The sequence below is a fragment of the Acetobacter estunensis genome (assembly GCF_011516945.1).
GTDB lineage: Bacteria > Pseudomonadota > Alphaproteobacteria > Acetobacterales > Acetobacteraceae > Acetobacter > Acetobacter estunensis.
Genome location: NZ_WOTH01000002.1, coordinates 131,371 through 157,053, shown reverse-complemented (window position 1 = coordinate 157,053; position 25,683 = coordinate 131,371). Strand labels below are relative to the sequence as shown.

The 25,683-nt window shown below is 58.5% G+C and carries 18 protein-coding genes; 12 read left to right on the top strand and 6 right to left on the bottom strand.

Going from position 1 to position 25,683, the window contains the following annotated elements:
* On the top strand, positions 1-1,443 hold the full coding sequence (gene argH / locus GOB87_RS01880; protein WP_166312889.1) for an argininosuccinate lyase: 1,443 nt from the start codon (positions 1-3) through the stop codon (positions 1,441-1,443).
* On the top strand, positions 1,440-1,580 hold the full coding sequence (locus tag GOB87_RS01875) for a hypothetical protein (RefSeq protein WP_166312718.1): 141 nt from the start codon (positions 1,440-1,442) through the stop codon (positions 1,578-1,580). The genes argH and GOB87_RS01875 overlap by 4 nt, the downstream gene beginning before the upstream one ends.
* 12 nt (positions 1,581-1,592) lie before the next feature.
* Here GOB87_RS01875 and GOB87_RS01870 read toward each other — a convergent pair whose 3' ends face one another.
* Complete coding sequence (locus tag GOB87_RS01870) at positions 1,593-2,252, bottom strand: YoaK family protein (RefSeq protein ID WP_166312838.1); 660 nt, start codon at positions 2,250-2,252, stop codon at positions 1,593-1,595.
* 19 nt (positions 2,253-2,271) lie between these two features.
* Positions 2,272-3,573, bottom strand: a complete 1,302-nt coding sequence (locus GOB87_RS01865; RefSeq protein WP_166312837.1) for a DUF2254 domain-containing protein — start codon at positions 3,571-3,573, stop codon at positions 2,272-2,274.
* 277 nt (positions 3,574-3,850) lie between these two features.
* Between GOB87_RS01865 and rpsA the strand changes: the two genes are divergently transcribed.
* From rpsA to GOB87_RS01845, 4 genes are all read left to right on the top strand, one after another.
* The gene (rpsA, locus tag GOB87_RS01860) at positions 3,851-5,560 is read left to right on the top strand and encodes a 30S ribosomal protein S1 (RefSeq protein WP_166312836.1); all 1,710 of its coding nucleotides are present in this window, start codon (positions 3,851-3,853) and stop codon (positions 5,558-5,560) included.
* A gap of 195 nt (positions 5,561-5,755) precedes the next feature.
* Entirely contained in the window at positions 5,756-9,106 is a 3,351-nt protein-coding gene (locus GOB87_RS01855; RefSeq protein ID WP_166312835.1) for a glycosyltransferase family protein, read from the top strand.
* A gap of 39 nt (positions 9,107-9,145) precedes the next feature.
* Complete coding sequence (locus GOB87_RS01850; RefSeq protein WP_166312834.1) at positions 9,146-12,163, top strand: glycosyltransferase; 3,018 nt, start codon at positions 9,146-9,148, stop codon at positions 12,161-12,163.
* Between the two features lie 29 nt (positions 12,164-12,192).
* Positions 12,193-13,182 (top strand): CgeB family protein, encoded by a 990-nt coding sequence (locus GOB87_RS01845; RefSeq protein ID WP_166312833.1) that lies wholly within the window; start codon positions 12,193-12,195, stop codon positions 13,180-13,182.
* A 53-nt stretch (positions 13,183-13,235) separates the two neighbouring features.
* Here GOB87_RS01845 and GOB87_RS01840 read toward each other — a convergent pair whose 3' ends face one another.
* Positions 13,236-14,066 (bottom strand): DUF4422 domain-containing protein, encoded by an 831-nt coding sequence (locus GOB87_RS01840; RefSeq protein WP_166312832.1) that lies wholly within the window; start codon positions 14,064-14,066, stop codon positions 13,236-13,238.
* A 173-nt stretch (positions 14,067-14,239) separates the two neighbouring features.
* Between GOB87_RS01840 and lysA the strand changes: the two genes are divergently transcribed.
* Together lysA and GOB87_RS01830 are read left to right on the top strand one after the other, a co-directional pair.
* The gene (gene lysA, locus GOB87_RS01835) at positions 14,240-15,583 is read left to right on the top strand and encodes a diaminopimelate decarboxylase (RefSeq protein WP_166312831.1); all 1,344 of its coding nucleotides are present in this window, start codon (positions 14,240-14,242) and stop codon (positions 15,581-15,583) included.
* Positions 15,580-18,321 carry a DUF4175 domain-containing protein gene (locus GOB87_RS01830; RefSeq protein ID WP_166312830.1) on the top strand — a complete coding sequence of 914 codons (2,742 nt, stop codon included), beginning with the start codon at positions 15,580-15,582 and terminating at the stop codon, positions 18,319-18,321. The genes lysA and GOB87_RS01830 overlap by 4 nt, the downstream gene beginning before the upstream one ends.
* On the opposite strand, the gene GOB87_RS01825 is transcribed toward GOB87_RS01830, so the two are convergent.
* The 3 genes from GOB87_RS01825 to gluP all read right to left on the bottom strand — a co-directional run bounded on the left by GOB87_RS01825 (position 18,291) and on the right by gluP (position 22,546).
* Complete coding sequence (locus GOB87_RS01825) at positions 18,291-20,126, bottom strand: FUSC family protein (RefSeq protein ID WP_166312829.1); 1,836 nt, start codon at positions 20,124-20,126, stop codon at positions 18,291-18,293. The two genes, GOB87_RS01830 and GOB87_RS01825, sit on opposite strands and share 31 nt — an antisense overlap.
* A gap of 84 nt (positions 20,127-20,210) precedes the next feature.
* The gene (locus GOB87_RS01820; protein WP_166312828.1) at positions 20,211-21,116 is read right to left on the bottom strand and encodes a LysR family transcriptional regulator; all 906 of its coding nucleotides are present in this window, start codon (positions 21,114-21,116) and stop codon (positions 20,211-20,213) included.
* Positions 21,117-21,262: 146 nt separating this feature from the next.
* Positions 21,263-22,546 (bottom strand): glucose/galactose MFS transporter, encoded by a 1,284-nt coding sequence (gene gluP, locus GOB87_RS01815; RefSeq protein WP_166312827.1) that lies wholly within the window; start codon positions 22,544-22,546, stop codon positions 21,263-21,265.
* Between the two features lie 188 nt (positions 22,547-22,734).
* On the opposite strand from gluP, the gene galE reads away from it, so the two are divergent.
* The 4 genes from galE to GOB87_RS01795 all read left to right on the top strand — a co-directional run bounded on the left by galE (position 22,735) and on the right by GOB87_RS01795 (position 25,659).
* The gene (gene galE, locus GOB87_RS01810) at positions 22,735-23,724 is read left to right on the top strand and encodes a UDP-glucose 4-epimerase GalE (RefSeq protein ID WP_166312826.1); all 990 of its coding nucleotides are present in this window, start codon (positions 22,735-22,737) and stop codon (positions 23,722-23,724) included.
* 3 nt (positions 23,725-23,727) lie between these two features.
* Complete coding sequence (locus GOB87_RS01805) at positions 23,728-24,159, top strand: cytidine deaminase (protein ID WP_166312825.1); 432 nt, start codon at positions 23,728-23,730, stop codon at positions 24,157-24,159.
* A 50-nt stretch (positions 24,160-24,209) separates the two neighbouring features.
* Complete coding sequence (locus GOB87_RS01800; RefSeq protein WP_242006098.1) at positions 24,210-24,911, top strand: trypsin-like serine peptidase; 702 nt, start codon at positions 24,210-24,212, stop codon at positions 24,909-24,911.
* Positions 24,912-25,062: 151 nt separating this feature from the next.
* The gene (locus tag GOB87_RS01795) at positions 25,063-25,659 is read left to right on the top strand and encodes an acetate uptake transporter (RefSeq protein ID WP_166312823.1); all 597 of its coding nucleotides are present in this window, start codon (positions 25,063-25,065) and stop codon (positions 25,657-25,659) included.
* Positions 25,660-25,683 lie beyond the last annotated feature (24 nt).

The window sequence follows — 25,683 nt, the reverse complement described above, 5'->3', positions numbered from 1 at the left end:
ATGAGTGTGGACGAGCAGGGCGGAGCGGGCAAGCCGATCGAGAGCGGCGCGAACGTGCAATGGGGCGGTCGTTTCGCGGACGGTCCATCAGCCATCATGCGTGAGATCAACGCCTCCATCGGTTTCGACAAGGTGATGTGGCGTCAGGATATCGCCGGTTCGCTCGCTCATGCCGCGATGCTGAAAAAGGTCGGCATCATCAGCGAGGAAGATGAAGCGGCCATCCGCAAAGGGCTGAGCGAAATCGGCGCAGAGATCGAAGCGGGCACGTTCGTTTTCGATGAGGCTCTCGAAGACATCCACATGAACATCGAGGCGCGGCTGAGTGAGCGGATCGGAGAGGCGGGCAAACGTCTGCACACCGCCCGCTCGCGCAACGATCAGGTGGCGACCGATTTCCGCCTGTGGACGCGCGACGCCATCGACGACATTGCGAAGCAGGTGAGGACGCTGATGCGTTCGTTGGCCGAGCGGGCGCTGGAATATGCTGATACGGCCATACCGGGCTTTACACATCTCCAGACAGCGCAGCCCGTAACATTCGGGCACCATCTGCTGGCGTATGTCGAAATGCTCTCGCGCGATCTTGGTCGTCTGATGGATGCCCGCAAGCGTCTGAATGAATGTCCGCTCGGTTCAGCAGCACTTGCCGGAACATCCTTTCCCATCGACCGTGACATGACGGCGCAAACTCTCGGTTTTGATCGCCCGACCTCCAATTCGCTCGATGCAGTGTCTGACCGTGACTTCGCGCTGGAATATCTCTCCGTACTCTCGATCATGGCCATGCATCTCTCGCGCTTTGCCGAGGAGATTGTGATCTGGTGCTCGGCACCGTTCAGCTTCATTCGGCTGTCGGATGCCTTCACGACAGGCTCTTCCATCATGCCGCAGAAGCGCAATCCGGACGCTGCCGAACTGGCGCGTGCGAAAGTCGGCCGCGTGCTGGGCTGTATGGTCGGACTGCTGACGGTCATGAAGGGGTTGCCGCTGGCCTATGCCAAGGACATGCAGGAGGACAAGGTGCCGGTGTTCGAGGCCACGGAGGCCATGGCGCTGACTCTTGCCGCTTGTGACGGGATGGTGCGCGACCTTCAGGCGAACACGGAGCAGATGCGCCGTTATGCAGGCTCAGGCTTCTCGACAGCGACCGATCTGGCAGACTGGCTTGTGCGTGTTCTCAAGGTGCCGTTCCGTACGGCGCATCATGTTACCGGGCGTCTGGTAGCCATGGCAGAGGCAAAAGGCGTGGACCTGCCTGATCTGAGCCTTGAGGACATGCAGTCGGTTGAGCCGGGGATCACGCCTGACATTTACTCCGTACTCACGGTGGAAGCGTCCATCGCTTCACGCACCAGCAAGGGCGGCACGGCGGGCACGAATGTGAAGCGTGAGGCGGAGGCCTGGCTTGCGCGTCTGAAGAAGAATGAGGGTGCAGCATGATGAAGCGGATTGCCGCCCTCGCGCTGGTCTGCGCGCTGGTCCTGCCGCTTGCCGCCTGTGGCAAGAAGGGGGCTCCCAAGGCGCCCGGCCCAGACGACAAAATCACCTATCCGCAGACTTATCCCGCACCTGACTGAGGGTCACGCTGCTTATTCCGCGTCGAGATCGCGTGTGCCGATACAGGCCACAGCGATCAGAAGCGGAATGGGCAACAGGAAAAAGGCAGAGGTTGCGTGGCGGGCGGGCATGGACAGGCAGGCCCCCACGAAATAACCGGCCCAGCCAAGTCCGGGAAGCGCTGCGGTGAGAGGGAAGGTGGCGCTCCCGTTGCGGCGTTTCCACAGATAGCCCCCAATGTTGTCGGCGAATTTGAGCAGGTTTGACGTCACCACGATCGTCTGCATCGACACGCCGGAAAAGCGGGAGTGGGTCTGGGCCTGAAGTGCCATCGTTACGGACAGAAGAACGGTCTCGAACAGGCTGCCTTCGAAGCCGATCTGCCACCACTGCATTCCCTGAATGATGGCAAGAAACACGGCCTCCACCAGCCACGCATGACGGGGAGCGCCGAGTGAGCGTCGAAAAACGCTGGCGAGCACACCTCCCACGAAAAAGAGGAGGATGACGGTGCCCAGCGCCGCGATGGTAGCTGTGTCTCCGTTGCCGATGGCCACACCGACCTGCGTGGTGTTGCCGGTCTGTGCGGCGGTGAACATGCCGTGCAGTTCAACAAAGCCTATGGCGTCCACATAGCCGGCCGTCGTGGCCAGCGCGAGAACGCGAAGTGCAGAGCGACCCTCGGGCGTCATGCAAATTGTCTCCGAAAACTCAGCATTCCGTGTGCGGTGGCACGGTGGCGAACGTATCGGCAGGACGCACCAGTTCAAGTAACCTTTTGCGGTCGAGAGGATCCACCAGCGCGGTTTTTGCGCGTATCAGTGCGTTGTCAGCCTGATGGCGCGCGGCGGCACGAAAGCTTTCGCTACCCATCCGTGCGAGAGCCTCCAGGCTTTTCTGGAGCCGAAGCTGGATTTCAATCAGATGCGCACCGTCGCGGGCGATCAGTGTGAAAGCATCATCGAACAGATCGATATCCCGCAACGCGGGCACATGAACATGCGGGTATTTGGGAACGTATCCCACACGCTCCATCTGCATGGTGGACCACAACGCCAGCAACCGGGTCTGCCTTCCGATCACATCCAATGCCGTTCCCGGATCATTGGTGGCGGAGGCAAGGGCGCGCTCACCGATTTCCGCCAGAACAGCGAGACAGAAGCGTGGATCCTGATCGAAGTCGCGCTCATTACCGATGGAAAAAGCCGTTCTCGCTCGCGCGATCAGACGCATGTTTTCGTCCACGTCGTTTGCAGGTGCGATCCATGCCAACGGGCTGTCCGGATAGACCATCGTGCCGGGTGGTGCCACGACATGGACAGGATGCGCGCCATTTGCCGTGGTGAGGCTGAGGACATCCATATCGACATGCTGAACATGCCCCACCACATTGGCGGGCACCGAAACAAATCCGAACGGAACGTCATCGTCTGGATTCAGCAATGGCACGCCGCCGAGCCATGGATTGGCGAGACGCTCTTCGAGGGCATGTCGCGCTTTCTCTTCAACGCGTGCTGTCGTGGCTCCGACACGACCAAAACGCGTGAGATGATCGATCCATCGCAGGAGACTCACGACAATCAGAATGATGACGGCAATCGTGACGACAAAAAGGATGACCCGTCCTCGATCGCCATAAAGCCCGGTTTTGAGCGCCACGATGCCAACGATGCTGAACAGGAACGCACCCACAAAGGTGGAAAGGACGTTCTGCGTGGTGCTGTCTTCCATCAGCAATCGCGTGGCGCGGGGTGTGACGTCGCTGGTGGCCGAGTCATAGGCCGTGATCATCACGCTCAGCGAGAAGGTGGCGACGGACAGCATGCTCGTGGCGATGATATTGAGGATGTCGCCGACAGCGTCTGCGCCGATGGAGCCTGGGATGTCCCATGGCAAATGATATTGCGCGAAAATTGCCACGATGGCTGTGATGACGCCGGCCAAAGCAATGAGAGAGGCGCGGAACCACAGGCGGCGGGTCATGTGGAGCAGCAGCCAGCGCCAACGCGGCATGAAAGTCGATCCTCGGGTGACATATTGGCGACGATAAGGAAAACGTGTTCATGTTTTTCCCGGTTTCCTGCCGTCTGAACCGGATCATGACGCTTGACAAGTGCAGGGGGTGAGTGTCTTTCATGGGCGCCATCGTTCGCGGTGATCGCGGACGCCTGATTTGTGAACCCGGCCCGCCGCTGTCCTTGAGGGATGCGATCGCGGGCAAGTCGTTTCGCATATTGGCGGAGCGCAGGCATGTCGGGGCTTTTGGCTCCGGCTGGGAAAAAGTTTCCACATGGCTTCAGCCACACAGACAGCCGACCATTTCAATGGCGAGGATTTCGCCGCCCTGCTGGACGAGACCCTCGGTCAGGATAGCGGTTTTGAAGGTTCGGTGGTCACGGGACGCGTTGTCCGTCTGACCGATGATTTCGCCATTGTTGATGTTGGCCTCAAGAGCGAAGGGCGTGTCGCCCTGCGCGAATTCGGACCGGCCGGTGCGGCCTCCGAGGTCAAGCCGGGCGATCTCGTCGAACTCTACATTGAGCGTTACGAAGATCGTGATGGCTCCATCGTGCTGTCGCGCGAGAAGGCCCGTCGTGAAGAGGCGTGGACGAATCTGGAGAAGGCTTTCGAAGCCAACCAGCGCGTCAACGGCACGATTTATGGCCGCGTGAAGGGTGGATTCACGGTTGATCTGGGTGGCGCCATGGCGTTCCTTCCGGGCAGTCAGGTGGACATCCGTCCCGTGCGTGACGTGACGCCGCTGATGGGTATCCCCCAGCCGTTCCAGATCCTGAAGATGGACCGTTCACGCGGCAACATCGTTGTTTCCCGCCGTGCGGTTCTTGAAGAGACGCGCGCCGAGCAGCGCAGCGAGCTGATTCAGGGCCTCAAGGAAGGCATGATCCTCGACGGCGTGGTCAAGAACATCACCGACTACGGCGCGTTCGTGGATCTGGGTGGCGTCGATGGCCTGCTGCATGTCACCGACATCGCCTGGAAGCGCATCAATCACCCGTCCGAGGCTCTGCAAATCGGCCAGCCGGTTCGCGTGCAGGTCATCCGCTTCAACCCCGAGACGCAGCGCATTTCGCTGGGCATGAAGCAGCTTGAGGCCGATCCTTGGGAGAACGTGGCGCTCAAGTATCCGCCGGGCGCACGCTTCACCGGTCGCGTCACGAACATCACCGATTACGGCGCGTTCGTGGAGCTGGAGCCGGGCGTCGAGGGTCTGGTGCACGTTTCCGAGATGTCCTGGACGAAGAAGAACGTCCATCCGGGCAAGATCGTGGCGACTTCGCAGGAAGTGGACGTCATGGTTCTGGATGTGGACAGCGCGAAGCGCCGCATCTCGCTTGGTCTCAAGCAGGTTCAGCGCAACCCGTGGGAGCAGTTCGCCGAAGAGCACAAGGTTGGCTCCGAGGTCGAGGGCGAGATACGCAACATCACGGAGTTCGGTCTGTTCATCGGCCTGTCCGCAGACATCGACGGCATGGTCCACATGTCCGACCTGTCGTGGGACGATGCGGGCGAAGAGGCCATGAAGAACTACGAGAAGGGCCAGGTCGTGAAGGCCAAGGTTCTCGATGTGGACGTCGAGAAGGAGCGCATCTCTCTGGGTATCAAGCAGCTGCATGAAGATCCGGCTGCGGGCGTTCTGTCGCATGTCCAGAAGGGCGCGATCGTGACCTGCGTGGTGACGGCGGTTCAGGCCAATGGCATCGAAGTCAAGGTTGACGACGTTCTGTCCGGCTTTATCCGTCGTGCCGAGCTTGCTCGCGACAAGGCCGACCAGCGTCCGGAGCGTTTCGCTGTCGGCGAGAAGGTCGATGCGAAGGTTGTCTCGGTTGACCGTGCTTCCCGCAAGCTGGCGCTCACGATCCGGGGCCGCGAGCAGGACGAGGACAAGCAGGCGATCAACGAGTATGGCTCGTCCGACAGCGGCGCGTCGCTGGGCGATATTCTGGGTGCTGCGATCCGTCGTCGGAACACCGACAGCTGATCGGAGCGTTCCAGACGTTGTGACCAAGGAATGGCATCTCTTAGGAGATGCCATTTTTTTTGTGATATCCGTCTCAAACGACTGGAATGAAGGTCTTTTGTCAGACCTTACTTTGCGGTAGGGTCCGCGCACATAGACGTGATGTGCGGTTGGGCAGTAATAGGGAAGGCGGGGCGGCAACGTCCGCGTAGATCAATGGCAGTCATCTACAACACGAACTACACGCACAACCCGAACTACTACCTGACGCTGGCGTTTGAGCGGGCCGCCAGAACCGTTCTTGGCGACGAAAACGTCGTTGTTGCGGACAACATGACACTGGCCGGGCTGGCCGCAGCGGGTGAGCATGACGTGCTGATCTGCATCGACGGACAGCGGATCAACATGGAGTTGATGCGCCGGGTGCGTCCGGCCTTCAAGACAATGATCTTCTGGGCGTTCGAAGATCCGTTCATGGTGCCGTTCAACGTCGATAACATGGGCGTGTTCGATTACGTCTTCACCAACGATCCGTCCTGTACCGAATTCTACGGCAGCAAAGGACACTATTTGCCGCTGGCCGCGAGTCTCTCGCTGCATGAGCGCAAGGTTAAATCTGCCGCAGATCTCGATTATGACATCTTCTTTGCTGGCACGATGTGGCCCAACCGCGTGGAAACATTGCGGCGCGTCATTACGGCGTTTCCCGAGGCGCGGATCAAGCTGGTCTGCCCGGGCAACGAATACCTGCCCCCGCTGCCGGCCGATCTGGCCGATCTGGCCATCCAGCGCCCCATTAGTCATGAAGCGTTCATCGACTTTGCCAATGCCAGCGCCGTGACGCTGACCATGTTCCGCGATTATGCCAGTCATGGCGACGTGGGGCAGGCAACAGCGCCGGGTCCACGTTTTTATGAGCTTGGCCTTGCTGGTACCGCACAGGTTGTCGAAGCGGGTGAGCAGTTGGACGAACGCTACATCAACGAAGTCGGAGGCGTGGCGCTCTCACGCTCGGTGGAAGGCGTTGTGGCGCATATTGACGCCCTGCTGTCCAACAAGAGCCTGCGTCGCAAGCAGGCGGTTGCTGCCCAGAAGGCTGTTCTGGAAAACCATCTCTACGATCACCGTCTGCGTCGCATGATGGAAGTGACGGGGGCCGATTTCCTTCGTCATCCGAAAACTGCTGCTTCCGTTCCCGCGCGTCGCGGTCGTCTTCGTGTGCTGATGTGCACGCATTCCACCATTCATGAGCAGACATGGGGTGGCGTGGAGGTCTATCAGCAGACCATCGCCTCCATGCTTCTGCGTGATGTGGAGTTCTTCTACTGGCTCCACCGTGACGGCATGTGCCGTCTGACGGATGCGAGCGGCCGGGAGATCGAGAGCTTCGATGTGCCGGATACGGGATGGCTCGACACGTTGTGTGACGGTGCTGAGGAAATGGCGTTCTCCGCTGCTCTCAGTCAGTACAATTTCGATATCGTGCACTTCCAGCATCTTGGGCATCACTGCCTGTCACTGCCCATCATCGCCAAGGCCAATGGCGTGGGCGTGGTGTTCTCGGCGCATGATTTCTTCCTGATCTCGTCGCGCTACAATCTGCTCAATCACGAGCTTCGCTATTGCGAGGAAGACGTGAAATGGGTGCTGGCGGCAGACAACTCACTCAAGCGTTCCGATAATGTCGAGTTCGGTGGCGAGCAGACCCGTCGCGCGTTCGTGGCGACCATGCTCAACTCGATCGACACGATCCTTTTTGGCACGAAGCACTCCCACGATCTCATGCACGAGGTCTATCCGCATCTCGATCACAAGGAGAGTCTGACCCTCGGCATTCCTTCGCCCGAGACGACGGCTCCCGTTCTGCCCAAGCCTTATGAACCGCTTGAGGGGCGCAGGCTTTCTGTCGCGATCATCGGCAATTTCCTGCGCACCAAGGGCGCGGATGCCGTGCTGGGCGTGATCGAGATGGCGAACCCGGATCTCTTCGAGTTCCATATCTTTGGATATGTCCATCCTGAATATGAAGGCATTCTCAACAACCTCCATCGTTCCAACGTGCATGTCTATGGCCGCTATTCCGCCGGTGACATCGACGCGCTGAAGGTGGCGGATGTCGCGCTCAACCTGTCCATCTGGCCCGAGACCTATTGCATCTCGCTGTCCGAAGCATGGCAGAACGGCCTGATCCCCATCGTGACCGATGTCGGCGCATTGGGAGATCGTGTGATTGACGGCGTGAACGGCTTCAAGGTGCCCATCGGCGCACCGGCCGACGTGCTCCAGCGACTGGAGTTGATCCGGTGCAGCGAGACCACGCGCAAGAGCCTGATGGAGAATATCGGCCCGCAATTGTGGACGAACGCACGCGATTATGGGGAAGCATTGTTGAATGTTTACCGTGACGTCGCACCGCGACGGGATATGGGAAGCAGCAACGTCCAGTTCGACGTGGGGCAGGTGCATCTCCTGCCGCATCCATCATGGAAGCACCAAGCGCCACCGCGTCATATCTTCGATCCGCCAACGACCCGCGATCTTTCGATCGAACTGCCGGAAGTCGTATCTGACTGGTCGTCCATTCAGGGCGCCGAGTACTACATCGATGATGTCTGCCGCCATGTGTTCGCGGAAGTGGATGACGAAGATTTCGTCACGGCTTCCGACTTCCACATCCGTGGCTGGTATGTGGTGCCCGGCGTTTCCGGTTCCGGCCATCTCTATGCCGCACTGATCGGTGATGAAGAGAGTGCGCCCATCTTCATCCCGACGCATCGGGAAGTGCGTTCCGATGTGGGAGGGTTGTTCCCCGGTGCCCCGCGTCGTTCCGGTTTCTTCGCGCAGGTCGCGCTGCGCGGGAAATGGTGTGAGGGCGTGTTCAGGATCGGACTCGTCAATGTCGTGCACGGCAAGGGGTCTTTCCAGCTCACTTCGATCCAGATCGAGGTTGAGGGCGGTCAGATCATTGGAATCGCACGGATTCCTCCTTCCAATGGCCAGATTCTGCGCGACTTCGAGCGGATATCGGAAAGCGACGGTCTGCTGCGCGGCGTAAAGCTCAGCGCGCTTGCACAGCCCATCACTCAGGCTTTCAAGGGCGATCTGGAGTTCTACATCGATCACTTCAGCGGTCTGATCGAGGATGGCGGCCGTCATGAGCGTGATGACGAGGCCAGTGACATTATCATTCGTGGCTGGGCGTTCCTGCGCGGTCTTTCACGGGCTGGTCAGGTCTATGTCGCCTTCGTGAATGAAGAGAATGGAGACGTTCTGTTCTTTGCCACTTCCCGCCTGATCCGTCAGGACGTGCAGACGATCTTCCCGGATGCGCCTCTCTGCGTTGGCTTCGTGGGTAACCTCTCGCTGAAGCGGGGCTATAACGAGAAGCTCAACGGCTGGTATCGCGTGTGCCTGCTGAACGTAGTGGGAGAAGATGGCGGCATGCGTCCAACCAATATCCGGGTGCTCTGCGAGGACAATGAGGTGCGATCTGTTGAGCAGGTCGGGCTGGAAGAGGTCGTCGTGGGGTTCTGCGATAATGTTGGCCGGGCTCTTGTCGAAATCTAAGGACATGAGCGTTTTCCCGTCTGAGCAAGGCTGCGCGTGATGTTGGATGAGGACGTGCTGCCCTGTGCTCTGGAATGGGACGCCACCACCTCCAGTGTGCCGCAATGGGCACGTTTCGAGGCGGCATGGTACGTAGCATCGTACCCAGAGGCGAAAGACGCCATTGCAAGCGGTGCGTGCGAAGACGCTCTCGATCACTACCGCAGACTGGGACAGACCAAAGGATTCTCTCCCAATATATGGTTCGATGAGGCTTGGTATCGGGCAACCAATCCCGATGTCGTAGCTGCGATCAAAGCTGGTGATCTGCTTTCAGGTTTTCAGCATTATTTGCACTACGGTCATCCGGACCGGTCTCCTCACTGGTTATTCTCCGAAGCATTTTATCGTGCGGCTAATCCCGAACTGACGGAGCAGGCGCTCAAAGCCACCGGCCATGCGAACGGCTATGCGCATTACCTGTCCGGTAGTGAAGCGGATTTTCGCACGGGTTCTCTTTTTTTCGATCCATCGGTGCGACGGCCTGAAGTCAGAACCAGGGCCAATCATCCCACATCGGAAAATGACAATGCCGGACCATTCGGTGCGTTCCTGAGAAGTCCGAAAGAAGCTGCCGACCAGAAGCGGTGTTCTTGGTATTTCGATCCCCACTGGTATCTCGAACACTACCCTCAGGCGCGAGCAGAGGTGGAAGCCGGGAAATACCGTAATGCCCTCCACCATTATCTGACGACCGGAGAGCGGGACGGACTCTCGCCGCAGGCAGGTTTTTCGGAAGATTTCTATCGGGCGACGTATCCCGATGTGGAGGAGTGTATCGTCGCAGGCCACTTCCGCTCCGGCTACGACCATTTTCTGGCTGCCGGTGCGATGGAAGGCCGTCAGCCTGCACAGGATGTGCCTCTTGCGACCTATGCTTCACAGGCGTTTGTGCGGGAAGACGTGGACAGTGGCATCTTCCGTGATCCTTTTGCGCATTGGGTGGCGCATGAGGAACATCGAAAGAACATTGTTCCCGATGAGATTCACACCAAGATGATGTTCTGTCGGGAAGCGGCTGGACTGCTGGTGGATGCGGGGCGGAAGCCTCTCGACTTCTCGTATGAAGGGCGTCCGGCAGTCAGCATTCTCATGGTGCTGCACAACCAATTTCCCTTGACCATGATGGCGCTATCGGCCCTGCGCGGATGCTTCCGTGGAGCGATCGATCTCATCATTATTGATTCGGGTTCGCGCGATGAGACGCGCGATCTGGAACATTACGTGCAGGGCGCGACCATCCGCCATCTGGAGCATAATGCGAGTTTCCTCCTCTCGTGCAACATGGCGCTGGAGATGGCGAAGGCCGAGGCGGTCCTGTATCTGAACAATGACGTCAGGCTTGCGCCCGGTGCGATTGAAAACGGCCTGCGCCGTCTTGGCTCCGATGGACGTATTGGCGCGGTCGGCGGCAAGATCATCCGTACGAATGGAAAACTTCAGGAAGCTGGATCGATCATCTGGCGTGACGGTGGGGCTTACGGGTATCTGCGCGATGCCGATCCCAATTGTCCCGAAGCGAACTTCGTGCGGGACGTGGACTATTGTTCGGGGCCATTCCTGCTCGTGCCGACGAAGCTTGCCCGCAACATGGGCGGTTTCGACACGGCTTATGCGCCCGCGTATTTCGAGGAGTCCGATTTCTGCGTACGGCTGATCCGCAGCGGATACCGCGTGGTTTACGATCCGTCTGTCGTGATCGAACATCTGGAATTCGGATCGTCCAGTTCATCGGCCTCTCACGCGCTGATGCAACGCAACCGACGCATCTTTCTCTCGAAACAGGCGGACTTCCTGCGCAACCAGTATCCGGCGCATCTGAGTAACGTTGTGATGGCGCGTTCGCGTCCACCCACGCAGCCGCGGGTTCTATTCATCGAGGATCGCGTGCCGTTGCGGCGCCTTGGATCGGGATATGTGCGGTCAAACGACATCGTGCGCAGCATGGCGCGCCAAGGATGCACTGTAACGATCTTTCCTGTGGATGCGTATTACCACTCACTGGGCAGCATCTATGGCGATTTTCCCGATACGGTAGAAGTTCTGTTCGACCGTTCCGCACGGGATCTCGACGGTTTTCTGGAAGAGCGTGCAGGGGCTTTCGATCTGGTCTGGATCGGGCGCACGCATAATTTGGCGCGGTTGCTGCCTGTTCTGCACAAGAACCACCGCTATCTTCCCGGAACGCGCTTCGTGCTCGACACGGAAGCGGTTGTCAGCCCGCGTCTGCGTCTGCGTGATGAGGTGTTGGAGAAGGGGGCTGATGCCACGCGTCCGGCGCTGGAGGACGAACTTCGGAGCGAGTTCGAGTGCGCGTATTTCTGCCAGCAGGTTGTGGCCGTAAATGAGCACGAAGCCGAGATGATCCGTCAGGCGGGACATGGAAATGTCACCGTTCTGGGACATTCGCTGCGTCCTTCTCCCACACCGCGCTCTTTCGGTGAGCGGCATGGCCTGCTCTTCGTGGGTGCGATTGTTGACGAGGAATCACCCAATCTGGATGGGTTGCTGTGGTTCGCGCGTGAAGTGATGCCCCTTGTGCGTGCGGAACTTGGTCCGGATACGCGCCTGACGGTTGTGGGGTCATGCTCTCGCGGTGTGGATCTGCGTCCGTTACACGCATGCGAAGGACTGGAAATCGTTGGAGAAGCGGAGGATCTGCGTGGTTTCCATGACAGCCACCGAGTTTTTGTCGCACCGACCCGCTTCGCTGGAGGTATCCCCTACAAGATCCACGAAAGTGCCGCTCTGGGGCTGCCGGTTGTGGCGAGTGATCTGTTGATCGAGCAACTGGGCTGGACAGCGGAGAGGGATATTCTCTCCGGCGGCAAGCCCGATCCGCAGCGTTTTGCAGCATCAATCGTGGAATTGTACCGCAATCAGGCTTTGTGGGGGAACGTGCGGGACGCTGCGATCGGACGGGTGGAACAGGAATGCGATCCGGCGCGGTTCGATGCTGCTGTTGCCGGAATTCTGAAAAATGTGCGCCGGGCTGACGCCCTGTTGCGAGTTGGATGAACCGAGAAGCTTCGGGCTGGAGAGAAGAGATGACAAAGACGGGTGAGTATTCCGGAAGGGTTCTGATCTGCAGTGGTGGCCGGTTCGAATCCCAGGCCAATGCGCAGATCCGTGAATCCATCATGGCGGGTTGGGCAGAGTGCTTTGGCGAAGAAAATGTGGTGGCCGCCAATATCAGCGGCGCGGCTGCGGCCATCCGTTATCTCAAACCCACCATTGTGTTCGGTATAGGCTCCTATCTTCCCGAGAGCACCTATTTTGGTGAGGTCAACCGCGAAGCCAAGAAAATTGGCGCGGCTACCGTCTTCTGGGCGACGGAAGATCCCTATGAGCAGGATGCGAATTATCGCATTGCCAATGATTTCGACGCGATCTTTTCATGCGAACGGTGGGGATCGAATTTCTACACCCGCAAGGATGTCTGGCATCTTCCGCTAGCTGCCTGCCCCAAGCTGCATTACCGTCCCATCAATGAGGCCGTGGAGCGCACCATCGACGTGCTGTTCTGCGGCGTGGCCTTTACCAATCGTAAGGACATCGTGCGTGGCCTTCTCCCAAGCCTGCGCAATCTGAATATCAAGATCATCGGACCGGGTTGGGGTGAGCTTGGTATCGGCTTCTCGGATGCGCGTCTTGAAAAAGAACAGCTTGTCCAATTTTATCAGCGCTCCAAACTGGTTCTCAACCTGGGACGTAGCCTGAACTTCGAGAACAAGCGCTTTATGATCGCGCCGTCCACACCCGGACCGCGTACCTTCGAGGCTGCCGCTGCGGGGGCTCTTCAGGTATTTCACGAGGATACCTACGAGATCCGTCGTTACTACACGAAGGACGAGATTCCTTCCTTCTCGAACCGTCGCGAGTTCGACAAGCTGATTGCAACTTATCTCGACAACGATGCCCTCCGGCTGGAAACCGCCAAAAAGGCGCAGGCACGCACTATGGCGGATCACACATATGGTCATCGTATTCGGCAGGCACTGGGAATCCTGAAGGAAAATGGAATCCTCCAGAGCTGAAAGGATTCCTCTTCCTTCCATCTCTGCACGTCTAGATGGAAGGAAGGGAGGGTTTAATATCCCTCTGGATTGGAACAGAAGAGAAGGGGTAGGAACCCGACTTTCAGCATTGGATTGGACAGCATTTTTTGCGTTAGAAAGAGTGTGAGCAATCTTTCGGCAAAATGCCCCATTTGACGATCCGGTTCGCCACGTTTCTCGATGAGATGGTTCATCACGTCCCACCACAATGTCATGTATTCGTGAAAAATGGATGTTTTCATAATATACATATTGCAATAACAACCCATTTCCGTGTCTGAAATGGCGTCAAGATCAAAGCGGTTGTTTATATCAACATGACGAATAGCTGCGATCAGGTCATCCCAGCCTTCCTGCCCCAAAAAACCGGCGAAAAGATCCCGTACAAGCACCCCTCGATGGGGGCGTTGGCAGATAATGTCATGTGAGCCGACAAAGTCGAGGATGTGGTCCGTTTCTTCGGAAGCCATCGTGCTACGTTGAGCGACATAGAAAGAGAATGTTTCCGAAGAAACTGGATAAGTTTGCTCTGACTTTTGGACGGCCTCCCGCCGACGAACATTAAACAACTCGCTATTTATGTCCGGCGTTAGATTGCGCCCCATGAAATCGAGGAAGAACTTTCTTCGCTGGTGTTCGAAACCGATATATTCATAACGGTCACAGAGATTTTTCCAGACAAAGTATTGTCCTCGCATTTCAGAATGCGTGTTCTTTCGACTGATATTAATTCCGTCCAGATCGCCCTGCCATGAGCCACCGGAACAACTGTAGCTTCCCGTTACGAGATCTGAGAAGAGGAAAGATGATCGCTTTATACGAGGAGGTTGATGCAGGAGAGTAAATATCTTGAGTGAAGCCATCTTGATGCAAAGTCCGTTTTTGTCTCGATATCTGTGAAAGATGTCGGCTGTTTTTGGCTGAATATCAACGAATTTTTAAGAATCTCGTCCTTGCTTCAAATTTAAGATTTTTGATGATGAGCTTTCTCTTGCTCCTGATTGGCAAGGAAGAGGCAAGGCGGTAACCTACTCCAATGGCCGACCCGATTGATTTTTCCACACCCGACCCGAGTGTTCGGGAATTGCTGGCAACGCATCCAGATCTCTCATTGGATGCGCATGATGGACTTCTGTTTGAACAGGTCCCGCTGGAGACGATTGCCCACCATGTCGGCACGCCGTGCTGGGTAATGAGCTCTGGCACATTGCGTAAACGTGCCGCACGGCTTCTTGGCGCGATGGAGGCCGCAGGTCTTTCCGTTTCAGCGCATTTCGCCGTCAAAGCGAACGATCACCTTGCCGTGCTTCGCATTCTTTCGGAATGTGAGCTTGGTGCGGACGTGGTCAGTGGCGGTGAACTTCTGCGCGCGCGCAAGGTAGGGATTCCGGCGTCGAAAATCGTCTTTTCCGGTGTGGGCAAGACAGACGTGGAACTGCGACTGGCGCTGGAAGAGCGTATCGCCCAGATCAATGTCGAAAGCGTTGAGGAACTGGAAATCATTTCTGCGCTGGCCAGTGGCATGGACCGCGAGATCAATATCGTCTTACGCGTGAACCCGGATGTGGACGCCAAGACACACGCCAAGATCACCACGGGCGTTGCGGGCAACAAGTTCGGCATCCCTTATGACGAGGCGCTGCCGCTCTATCGCCGTGCGCGGGAATTGCCGGGAGTGAAGGCTGTTGGCTATGCCGTTCATATCGGGAGCCAGATCCTCACGGTTGCGCCATATCGGGCCGCCTACGCCCGGATCGCCGAACTGGTGCGCGCCACACGTGCGGAAGGGCTGGCTGTTTCGGTCGTGGATTGTGGCGGCGGACTGGGCATTTGTTACCGTGACGAGGGCGAGGGATCGCCAGATGCGTGGGCGGGAGCGATCCGTGCGGAATTGGGTGATCTGGACGTGCGACTGGCCATTGAGCCGGGACGCTGGATAGCCGCTCCTGCAGGCGTGCTGTTGGCGAGTGTCGTGCTGCGCAAGGCCGTTACAGGAGGGGCGTCTTTCCTCGTGCTCAATGCCGCAATGAACGATCTGTTGAGACCTTCGCTGTACGACGCATGGCATGGAATTGTGCCTCTCTCAGCCCGTGACGCCATGGGAAAACCGGAAGTAGTTTCCGTTGTCGGGCCGGTGTGCGAGAGCGGGGATACCTTTGCGCAGGCACGGTTGCTGCCTCATCTTCAGCGGGGCGCGCATGTGGCCATTCTCGATACGGGAGCTTATGGCGCAGTGATGAGTTCCACGTATAACGCCCGTCCTCTGGCAGCAGAGGTTCTGGTGGACGGTCACACATGGAGCGTGATCCGCCCGAGGCAGACGGTTGAGGAACTGTGGGGGAACGAACGCTTTCCAGATGGTTCTGAAGAGGCGGCATGAGTGAAGCCGGACCGCAGCATCTGACAAACGCGACAACACTCGCGCTTCCACGGGAGGCAGGGCTGGCAGCCGTGCGGCAGCGTGCTCGGCGTCTGGTGGCAGGCGAGCGTCTGATTGTCAGGCTGTCCCCTGCTGTGTCCGTTGTCGGTCTTTATGGTCTTTCGGGTCTTCTGCGTGTTCCTCAGTCCTTGCCGGACTGGTTGCATGCGTGTGTAGAAATCGGAACCGCCGGAGTGGTCGTGTGGCTAGTGCGGCGGGGGTTGCGTGGCTTTGTGCCACCATCGCGTGCTGTTACCGATCGGCGTATCGAGATGGCCTCCGGCCTGAAAAATCGCCCTCTCGAAGCACTGGCCGATCTTCCAGCCCATATCGGTGCGGAAGGTCTGTGGGGCGTTCATCAGCAAAGAATATTGGCCGCTCTGGGGCCGTTGCGAACGGGCGGGGTGCGGCTCGCATCCCTCAAAGGAGCAAGCTGTGCCGCGATCGTGCTGCTTGCCTGTGCGGGTGCCGGTGTAATCGCGGGTTCTCATGCTCCGGGACGGCTGGTGGCGGCTCTTGTTCCGGGTATCGACGACCCGGATGTGCCTTTGCCACGTGTTGAAGCGTGGATCACGCCGCCTTCCTACGCGTCCTCGGCTCCCGTGTTTCTTGGAAAAGATGGGGCGTCGTCTGGTGTCGTGCCGGAAGGTTCCGTGCTTGTGGCAACGATCAGCGGACTGCCGGCAGCGCCGCGGGTGCGCGGCGATTTTCGTAATCTGGTTACGCAACCACTGGGAGACCAGTCGTGGCGTGTGCAGGCCGTGCTAAGTGGATCCGGTTCGTTGGCGCTTACCAGCCGGGGACGGACCATCGCGTCATGGCAACTGAATGTAGCGCCTGACCGGATGCCGCAGGTCGCATGGGGCGAGCATCCGGGTGGTGAAAAAGGAGGACGTCGGACGCGGCTGCCCTATCGGGCGGCCCATGCCTACGGTCTCGACACGCTGACGGTCGAAATGCGGCTCGCCCATCCCGGATTGCTGGGTAGCTCGCGTGTTTTCAAGGTTCCCGTGCCTCTGTCCGGTCATCCTCTGGAAGCGAAGGGCGCAATCACGCCCGATCTCTCGGACGATCCATGGGCCGGGGAAGAGGTGGTCGGCGTGCTGGTGGCAAAGAGCGTCAGCGGCAAGGAGGCGCGCAGTAACGCTGCGACATTCCGGTTGGGGTCACGAAAATTTCGCTCTCCCGTCGCACGGGCTGTGCTGGATCTACGGCGACGTCTCGCGCTGGGTGGAGAAGGCCGATCCGAAGCAGCGCAGGATCTGGCCGCACTGGGTGACACTCCCGGTCCCATTGCCGAGAACACCGGAACCTTTCTCAATCTGGCGGCCATCGTAGCTCTGCTGAATAACGCGGATGTGGACGACCCAGCGGCCCGTGATGAAGCGGTCGGTCGCCTGTGGGATCTGGCGCTCGACATTGAGGATCAGTTGCACGGGGGGCGTGAAGCCGCGCTCGCGTCGATTGATGTCCGGGCGGCCCAAGAAGCCGTATCGCAGCAGTTGCAGCATATGCGTCAGGATAATGCGCATGGACAGCAGGATCAGGCGGAACTGAAGAAGCGGATGGATGATCTGCGGAGTGCTATTTCGCGCAAAATGCAGACATTGGCCGAACAGGCCATTCGCAATGGCACAGCAATTCCCGATCTGCCGGGTCTCACGAAATCGGGGGATCAGGCTTTCCGCAAGTTGATGGAGCGTTTGCAGAACGACGCCGCTGAGGGGCATGGGGGCGATGCGATGGAGAAACTCCAGCAATTGGAGGATTCCGTCGAGAAGATGCGTAACGCTACGCCGCAGGACATGGCCAAGCTCGCCCAGCAGATGGTGGCGCAACAGAAACTTCGGGAGCAGGCGGCCGGACTGGACGATCTGGTGCGCCAGCAGTCCGGCTTGCTCGATCATGCTCAGTCGCGTCTGGACAAGGCCCGACGTCAGGCAGGAGAGGGGCAGCCTCCACAGGGTGGTGGTGAAGAGGACATGGGAAGCATGTCCACGACCGAACTTTTGCAGAAACTGGGGCTCGTACCTCCCGATTCCGGGAGTTCGCCTGCGCCCGCACAACAGGCGCCGACCCCTCCGACCAGCCCATCATCGGAGCAGGAAAAAGCGGCGTCTGCGGAACAGACGCATAATGACGCAGCGGCGCAACATGCTCTGACACGTGCGACGCAGGAACTTGGCAGCGAGTTCAAACAGCTTTCCGGCAAGGATGTCCCGGCCTTTTCCACGGCTGAGAAAGCCATGAAGGATGCACGGCATGCTCTGGCGCAAGGAGACGATCAGGCAGCGTCTCAAGCACAATCTGCGGCTCTCAAGGCTCTTCAGCAGGGACGTGGGCAGATGAAGCAGGCGTTGCAGAGCAATGGTGGAGGCGGATCCGGCTCTACGACGTTTCTACCTTCTTTCGGAGGGCAGGGTCAGGAAGGCGAGGGACAACAGGGCGGCGGAGACGAGGACAACGCCTCTGGACATGATGGAGGTTCGGACCGCGATCGGGAGACCGATCGTGATCCACTGGGACGGGCAACAGGTGAGGGCAAGGACTCAGCCGTCGATCAGGGAGGAAAGCTGCCCGATACGCTGTCGCGTGAACGGGCGCATGAAATCGAGGAAGAACTGCGCCGTCGTGACTCCGACCGCACACGCCCAAAGGAAGAACTCGATTATCTGGACCGACTGCTCAAGTCGTTCTGAGATGCATGGCCGCTGGCCAGCAGGGCGTTACAGTGTGAGGTGACGATATCTCTCGCGTGGCTCGCTGGAGAAGAGGCGTTCAGAAGCGCGCGAACATCGGCTTCACGAAACCCATGCTTCTGCCAGTGACGCAGAAAGAGAGTAAGCGCATTTTTGAGGGCGGGAGATGTCTCTTGTGCACGCTGGACGTCACGCAGAGTGATAAGGATCAACCCACGCTCTAAAATGGTCAGAGAGCGCTCCATGTAGGGCAGGAGTGCTGGAGCGGGGATGCGCGAGACCACGCGTGTCAGACGCACCAGACTGTTGGCGTTCTGTACCAGCCATTCATGTGGGTCGAGCCGATTGCTGTCACGTGCAAGGGCGCGCAACTGGCTTCCGATCCAGCGCTCCGTGCTGCGCATATGGCGGTCGAGCCGGAACGGCATGATGCTGCGGTAGGTCCAGCGAGCAAACAGGATGGCGCACAGAAAAGCCATTGCACCATTGAGAAAACCGATTTCGTCGTAACGTCCCTGATTGGAGGGGCCGATCAGCACAGGCAGAAACATGTTGAAGGAAAAGGCGTAGCCGGACGTTTCCGCACGTGTGGCCGCGAGACCGCCGACGACCATGAAGGGCATCAGCACAACGACAAGCAGTTCCGGGGATGTGACAGCGGGAACAAGAAGAAAGGCGCACAGAGTGGCCGCCGCCACGCTGAAGATGCCTCCTGCAAGAAAACTGGATGATGCCAGCAGAGGATTTTCCCGGGTAGCGAGAAGGCCATAGACCAGCGAGACGAACGAAACAAAACTTAGTCCTGCTGGCCACGCTGTGGTTTCCCAGATGAGCCATGCTCCGAGAATACCGCCACAGGCGCGCAATCCGTTGTCGCGTGCGTCGCTGAAGCTACGCCGGGAGAACACACGGAAGCGGAAGCGATCACCGTGGCGCGGCACTTCGCAGGCATGAATATGTCCTTCCAACCTATTCCAATCATGGGCAAGCCAGTGGTTTTCGGCGGGCTCTCCGGCCAGAACCTCCACCCGGCTTCGGGCAAGCAGCGCCACGAGACAGGCGAGGGCGGCCCGCGCATGATCCGCCACGCGAAGATGTGGCCCCATTTCCATGGCGTCATAGGTCAAGCGGTTGTTGGCTTGCGCAAGTTCCCCCAGAAGCTGGAAGCGGACGGTCGGGTCATCCTTCCGTTCATGGGCATGGAGAATGATCTCGCTTACGGAGGAACGAAGAGCGTAAAGCCGGTTGAGCAGGCGGAGGTGCGCTTTTGCCTGCAAATTGGGCATGGAGAGGATGGCCAGAAGCGTTTCGCAAAGCACGCCGAGGATGATGTAGGTGCCGCGAGATACCGCCACATCGAACACTGTGTCGGGGTTGCTGGCAGCACCTGTGGCCACAATGGTGGAGGTGAAACTTGCCACCAGAAGACCGTAGGTTGGATATCCGTCCAGCAGGGTGGCGGTAGCGCAGCATATGCCCACCCAGAGTGCGAGGACAGGAAAGAAAAGGCCGGACTGTTGGGGAAAAGCGGCAATCAGCGCCATGGCGGCCATACAGCCGATGACAGTTCCCACAACGCGCCACCGGGCCTTGGCAAGACTTTCTCCCCGGGACGTAAGAGCGACAACCCATACGGTGAGTGGCGCCCACGCCGGACTGTCCAGTTCCATCCACATGGCGATGAGAAGCGAGATGGCGGCGGCGAAAGACGTCCGTACCGCAAACACGAAGGAGGGGAAGGTCGGGGCGAGCAGCCACTCCCATGTGTTGAAATGAAAAAAGGTGCGGCTGGAGAGAGCGGACATGACAATGGCCCCGGTGCCTCAGGCAGACCGTCCGGGTCCAAGCGTTTGTCGTGATGTCTTCATAAGCACTGTTTATGAAGGGCGTCAGAGGGTGAAAACATCATCCAGTGAAAGCCGGCAGCCAATTTCCCACATGCGGGTTGTCAGTGCGGTCTGCATCGGGCGGGCCAGTCTGACGAGGCCGATCGTACTTCCGTTGGTTGGTGCAAGTTTTCTTATCTGAAGAGGACCATCGGGTGTCGCCTGAAGTGGAAGGGCGGCAACTGGCAGTATCGTGGCAATCCGTCCGTTGAGCAGTTCCGCATGCAGAAGTGTCACGGAATTGGTTTCAAGAGTGATGGTAGGTGTGACGCCAGCAGACTGAAAGGCTGCATTTACGAACTGGCGGCAGCGCATGTCGTTGTTCAACAGACCCAGCGGCAGATCGCTCAACTCCTCCCAGCCAATATGCCGTGCGCCGGGGAGGGCAACGCCCGGAGCCGCAGCGAGAACCTGCTGTTCATCGTAGAGAGGATGAGTGTCGAAAAGACCACCGGCTGGCACCTGATCGAGATACATCAGGGCCAGTTGGCTGCGGTGTTCCTGAAGATGATGCAGGGCGTCCGCATTGGGACAGATAGTTGCGTTCACATGCAAGGCGGGCAGCACCGCCCGAAAACTTTCCAGCAACAGAGGCAGGACGAGCACGGTGGGCGGTATGGCGCACAGGCTGATGGAGCCTCCCGCGATATCTTGGGCGAAGGAGGCTTCCTGTCTGAGATGTCCAAGATCGGCCAAGGTCTCATGTGCCCAGGCCAGCACACGTTCCCCTGCGGGCGTGAATCCCTGAAAGCGTCGGTTACGCTGGATGATAGTGAGTCCGAGCTCGTTTTCCAGCTGGCGTATGGCTGCGGAAAGAGCGGGCTGAGACACGCCACAATGCTCGGCGGCCCGGGAGAAATGCCGGTATTGATCCAGCGCCACGAGGTAGGTCAGTTGCCGAAGGAACATCGTCTCTTTCTTTGAGAATGTTTTAATATCAATATGTTAAATAATAAACGCAAAATCATATCTGAGATAAAAATCGACCGTGAAAAACTCGCAGCCAGTGATGTGATAAAAATATGATTTAAAAACAACGTATTTTATAAATTACATCATGTGTTATCATATTTTTCGCCTCCAAATCGCAGATTATAAAACAATATAACAACATAAGCAGTTAGAGCGAGCGCCGTGAACGCATCCTGGAAACCGATCAAGGGCTTCAGCAACGCGAATATTTGCGGAACAAAAGCACCGCCTGAGAAAGCCATTACCAGAAGCGCAGAAGCCCGCGCCACATGCGAACCACTATCCCGAATGGCCATAGGGAAAAGCGCTGGCATGATCATGGCGTTCGCAAGACCGAGAAAGGCCACGCACAGCACGGAAAGATATCCATGAGTGAAGAGGGCTGTCAGGGCAAAAAATACGCCAGCCAGAGAGGAGAGCATCATCGCGTGTTGCTGGGAGAGGAACCGGGGCACGCAGACAAGGCCGAGCACGTAACCCACCATCATCCCGGTCAACGTGAAGGCGGTGAAAAACCGTGTTTGTTCGAGTGGCAGCCCGAAACCCTGTCCATATGTGCCGATGGCGTCGCCAGCCAGCACCTCCACGCCGACATAAAGAAAAGTTGTGAGTATGCCGAATGTCAGGCGCGGAGACATGGAAAGGCGACCGGACGGAAGAGCGGTTCCGACAGGACGCACCGGATCCGGTAACCGCGAAAAGGCGACGGCCAGAGATGCGAGAAAAAGCACACCCGCCATGATGAGGTAGGGATGGTAGATGGCCTGCGCGAACCCGGAAAGAATGATTTCCCGCGCGGCTGAGGAGGGAGCGTTTTGCGCAGCCTCCACCACGCCGCCGATGTTGTGCATGACGAGGACCGCCAGCACGATGGGGGCAAGAATACCGGCGCATTTGTTGCACAGCCCCATGATGGCGATGCGCTGTGCAGCCCGATCGTGCGGGCCGAGAAGGCTCACATACGGATTGACCGTGACCTGAAGCTGGGTAAGGCCGCAACCAAGCACCAGCAGTCCGGCAAGCGCCCCGCTATAGGAGCGTGCTGCCACGAACTGTCCAAACAGAGCGGTGCCAATGCTCATGATGGCAAGGGCGAGTGCCAGTCCACGCCTGAGTCCCATCCTGTCGGTGATCCACGCGGCGGGTAGGGCAAAAAACAGATAGGAAAGATAGAAGACGAACGGAACCAGAAAGGCGCCCGTGTCGGAGAGGGAAAAAGCCACTCTCACGAAAGCGATGAGCGGACCGTTCAGCCATGTCACGAAGCCGATGAGGAAAAAGAGCGCGGCTGTTGCGATCAACGGAGGCCAGCCATAGGACCCGGCCGGGCAGCGATCATGGCGTGATGGGACTGACGAAGACGACACGAGGGGACATTCCGGAAGGAGCAGAAGCTATCGGTGGTTAGAGCAGATCGATCCGAAAGGGAAACGGTTGGGTCTTGCAGGCATTTGAAGGTTAATGACGACGAAACAATGTGATACGTAAAACGTCATTAAAGCGCGATAGAAGGCCCGCCGAGCGCCGGTCAGAGATCAAGGATTAAGGTGAGATCATGACAAGTCGTTTTCTTGTGACCGGCGGCGCCGGTTATGTCGGCAGCCACATGGTACTGGCGCTTCTGGACGCTGGACATGAAGTGACGGTGTTCGACAGCCTGCGCACAGGCCATCGCGCGGCTGTGCCGGCTGGCGCGCGTTTCATTGAAGGCGATCTGGCGGATCTGCCGCTTCTGGATCGTGTGCTGGGCGATGGTCCATGGGACTGCGTATTCCATTTTGCGGCACTCTCACTGGTAGGCGAAAGCATGGAACATCCGATGATGTACATGTCCGCCAACGGTGGGCTGGGTTTCGGACTGATCGACGCCTGCGTGCGTAACGGCGTGAAGCGCTTCGTCTTCTCTTCCACCGCTGCGTTGTTCGGGACGGCAGGAGACGGACCGATTGACGAGGACACGCCCGTCGATCCCGGCTCGGCTTATGGAGAGAGCAAACGCGTTGTGGAGCGTGCGCTGTACTGGGCGGATCGAATTCACGGTCTGCGCAGTGCATGCCTGCGTTATTTCAATGCCGCCGGCGCGGACCCGCAAGGCCGTGCGGGTGAGGATCATCGCCCCGAGACTCACCTCATCCCGCTTGTGATCGACGCAGCGCTAGGCCGTCGCCCGGCTCTGACCCTGTTTGGGGACGATTATCCCACCCCGGATGGAAGCTGCGTGCGCGACTACATTCATGTCACCGATCTGGCGCAGGCGCATCTTGCGGTTCTGCCACTGCTGACTGATCGTAGCGTGACCTTCAACGTGGGCACTGGACGTGGCAATTCCAATCTGGAAGTCATCCGTGCCGTCGAGCGTGTGAGTGGTCTTCCGGTGCCGTGGAAGGCAGGCCCACGCCGTGCGGGTGATCCCGCCAGTCTGGTTGCAAGCCCCGCACGCCTGATGGCGGCGACCGGTTGGAAGCCCGAGTTCACCGATCTGGATCGGACGGTGGAGACGGCTCTTGCTTGGCGCAAGGTGCATCCCAAGGGTTACGGCGCCTGAGCCATGACGGCAGAGTCCGCCGATCCACTCATAGCTGCGGCGGTGGCCGTGCGGGAACGGGCCTACGCGCCGTATTCGCGCTTTGCTGTGGGGGCGGCTTTGCGCTGTGACGACGGGCGCGTGTTTTCAGGCTGCAATGTTGAGAATGCCGCGTATCCGGAAGGCATCTGCGCCGAGGGTGGCGCCATCGCGGCGATGGTGGCGGCTGGTGGCCGACGGATTCACGAGATCGTGGTGTGTGGGGGAAATGAGGCCGCTCCCTGCACGCCTTGTGGCGGTTGCCGTCAGAAATTGCGTGAATTTGGAGAGCCGGATCTGAGTGTGCGTATGGTCGATCCAGCAGGTCGGGTTTTGCTGGTACGCACATTGGCGGAACTGCTGCCAGACAGCTTCGGCCCGACGACGTTGTTACAGACTGATCCTGTCGTGAAATAATGACGCAGTGGGCAAAAAGACTTTCTTTTATTGGGCTGGCTCTCACCGTCATGTTGGTGACAGAGACATCCGCCACCGCTCAGGTCGTACCGCTTCGACCGGGGATTGGGCAGAACGATGCGCGTCAATCCGTGGACATGTTCCAATTGCCGTGGAGTGCGATCGGGCGGGTGCAGACAGAACTTGGCGGACGTTGCACCGGCTTCCTGATTGCCCCGAATGTCGTGGAAACGGCCGCGCATTGTCTGTTCATCGCCCGGACCGGTTACTTCATCCAGCCACATGATGTCCACTTCCTTCGTGCCTATGATCGGGGACACTACGCCGCTCACGCCCGGACTGTCCGATTTCTCGTTCCACCGGAATACGATCCCCGCCGTGAAGCAGCGACCGCCGCATTCGATCGGGCCACGCTGTTTCTTGAAGCGCCTGTAGGCACCCGCGCGGAGACTCTGCCCGTTGCCCAAAACCTGCCGACGCCGGGTTCAGCCGTGGTTCTTGGTGGTTATGAACAGGACTTCAGCGAGGTCGTGCGCTCTGACCTGAACTGTCAGATTCTCGGGATAAATCGAACGACCAGCGGTCATGTCCTGATCGATCATGATTGTGATGCGACACGTGGCAGCAGCGGCGCACCTCTTCTGGGGCAACAGAACGGCGCGTGGACGGTTTTCGGTGTGCAGGCACTGGCAAATTATGGACGAGGAGGGGCCGCCGTGCCGCTGATCGATACCGGCCCCATTCCGCCCTGAACCGACACGGAAACGTGATATTCTAATATCGTATCTCAGTTATCATTATTGTTGATTAATAGGCGATCAAAGCGGAAGGATTGCAGCAAGGGGTGCTGGCTCGACTGGCTTTCCCCGCTGTTTCAACCCCATCTGAAGGGGAGAATCCATCATGGGTCAGTTCGCCAATCCCGGACCGGTTGGACTTGCCGGTTTCGGAATGACCACCATCCTGCTCAATGTCTGTAACGCGGGTTTTCTGCCGCTGAATTCTTCAGTGCTGGCCACCGGGATTATGTTCGGTGGCTTGGCGCAGATGTGCGCGGGCCTTTTGGAATATCCTAAGGGCAACACCTTCGGGATGACGGCCTTTACATCCTATGGCGCCTTCTGGATTTCGCTGGTGCTGCTCATTTTCCTGCCGAAACTGGGGCTGATCGCTGCTGCCGATCCCATGGGAATGGGCGTATGGCTTTCGCTGTGGGGCATCTTCACGGCGTTCATGTTCATCGGAACCCTTCGCTCCAACCGTGTGCTGCAATTCGTATTCGCCTCACTGGTGGTGCTGTTCGGGCTTCTTGCGGCTGGGGAGTTCACGGGCAACATCGCGATCACCCGCTTTGCCGGCTTTGAAGGACTCCTGTGCGGAGCCTCAGCGCTCTACCTCGCGATGGCGGAAGTGCTGGAAGCCCAACTCGGTCATCCGATCCTGCCGATCGGTACACCTCGCCCGACCATTTCGGGCAATCGTGCTCATATCGCTTTCTGAAACATCGTTTCTTTCTGTGCATCC

Bases quoted from the DNA above. Each gene is read 5' to 3' on its own strand.
- argH (WP_166312889.1), top strand. From the start codon at position 1: ATGAGTGTGGACGAGCAGGGCGGAGCGGGCAAGCCGATCGAGAGCGGC.
- GOB87_RS01875 (WP_166312718.1), top strand. From the start codon at position 1,440: ATGATGAAGCGGATTGCCGCCCTCGCGCTGGTCTGCGCGCTGGTCCTG.
- GOB87_RS01870 (WP_166312838.1), bottom strand. From the start codon at position 2,252: ATGACGCCCGAGGGTCGCTCTGCACTTCGCGTTCTCGCGCTGGCCACG.
- GOB87_RS01865 (WP_166312837.1), bottom strand. From the start codon at position 3,573: ATGCCGCGTTGGCGCTGGCTGCTGCTCCACATGACCCGCCGCCTGTGG.
- rpsA (WP_166312836.1), top strand. From the start codon at position 3,851: ATGGCTTCAGCCACACAGACAGCCGACCATTTCAATGGCGAGGATTTC.
- GOB87_RS01855 (WP_166312835.1), top strand. From the start codon at position 5,756: ATGGCAGTCATCTACAACACGAACTACACGCACAACCCGAACTACTAC.
- GOB87_RS01850 (WP_166312834.1), top strand. From the start codon at position 9,146: ATGTTGGATGAGGACGTGCTGCCCTGTGCTCTGGAATGGGACGCCACC.
- GOB87_RS01845 (WP_166312833.1), top strand. From the start codon at position 12,193: ATGACAAAGACGGGTGAGTATTCCGGAAGGGTTCTGATCTGCAGTGGT.
- GOB87_RS01840 (WP_166312832.1), bottom strand. From the start codon at position 14,066: ATGGCTTCACTCAAGATATTTACTCTCCTGCATCAACCTCCTCGTATA.
- lysA (WP_166312831.1), top strand. From the start codon at position 14,240: ATGGCCGACCCGATTGATTTTTCCACACCCGACCCGAGTGTTCGGGAA.
- GOB87_RS01830 (WP_166312830.1), top strand. From the start codon at position 15,580: ATGAGTGAAGCCGGACCGCAGCATCTGACAAACGCGACAACACTCGCG.
- GOB87_RS01825 (WP_166312829.1), bottom strand. From the start codon at position 20,126: ATGTCCGCTCTCTCCAGCCGCACCTTTTTTCATTTCAACACATGGGAG.
- GOB87_RS01820 (WP_166312828.1), bottom strand. From the start codon at position 21,116: ATGTTCCTTCGGCAACTGACCTACCTCGTGGCGCTGGATCAATACCGG.
- galE (WP_166312826.1), top strand. From the start codon at position 22,735: ATGACAAGTCGTTTTCTTGTGACCGGCGGCGCCGGTTATGTCGGCAGC.
- GOB87_RS01805 (WP_166312825.1), top strand. From the start codon at position 23,728: ATGACGGCAGAGTCCGCCGATCCACTCATAGCTGCGGCGGTGGCCGTG.
- GOB87_RS01800 (WP_242006098.1), top strand. From the start codon at position 24,210: ATGTTGGTGACAGAGACATCCGCCACCGCTCAGGTCGTACCGCTTCGA.
- GOB87_RS01795 (WP_166312823.1), top strand. From the start codon at position 25,063: ATGGGTCAGTTCGCCAATCCCGGACCGGTTGGACTTGCCGGTTTCGGA.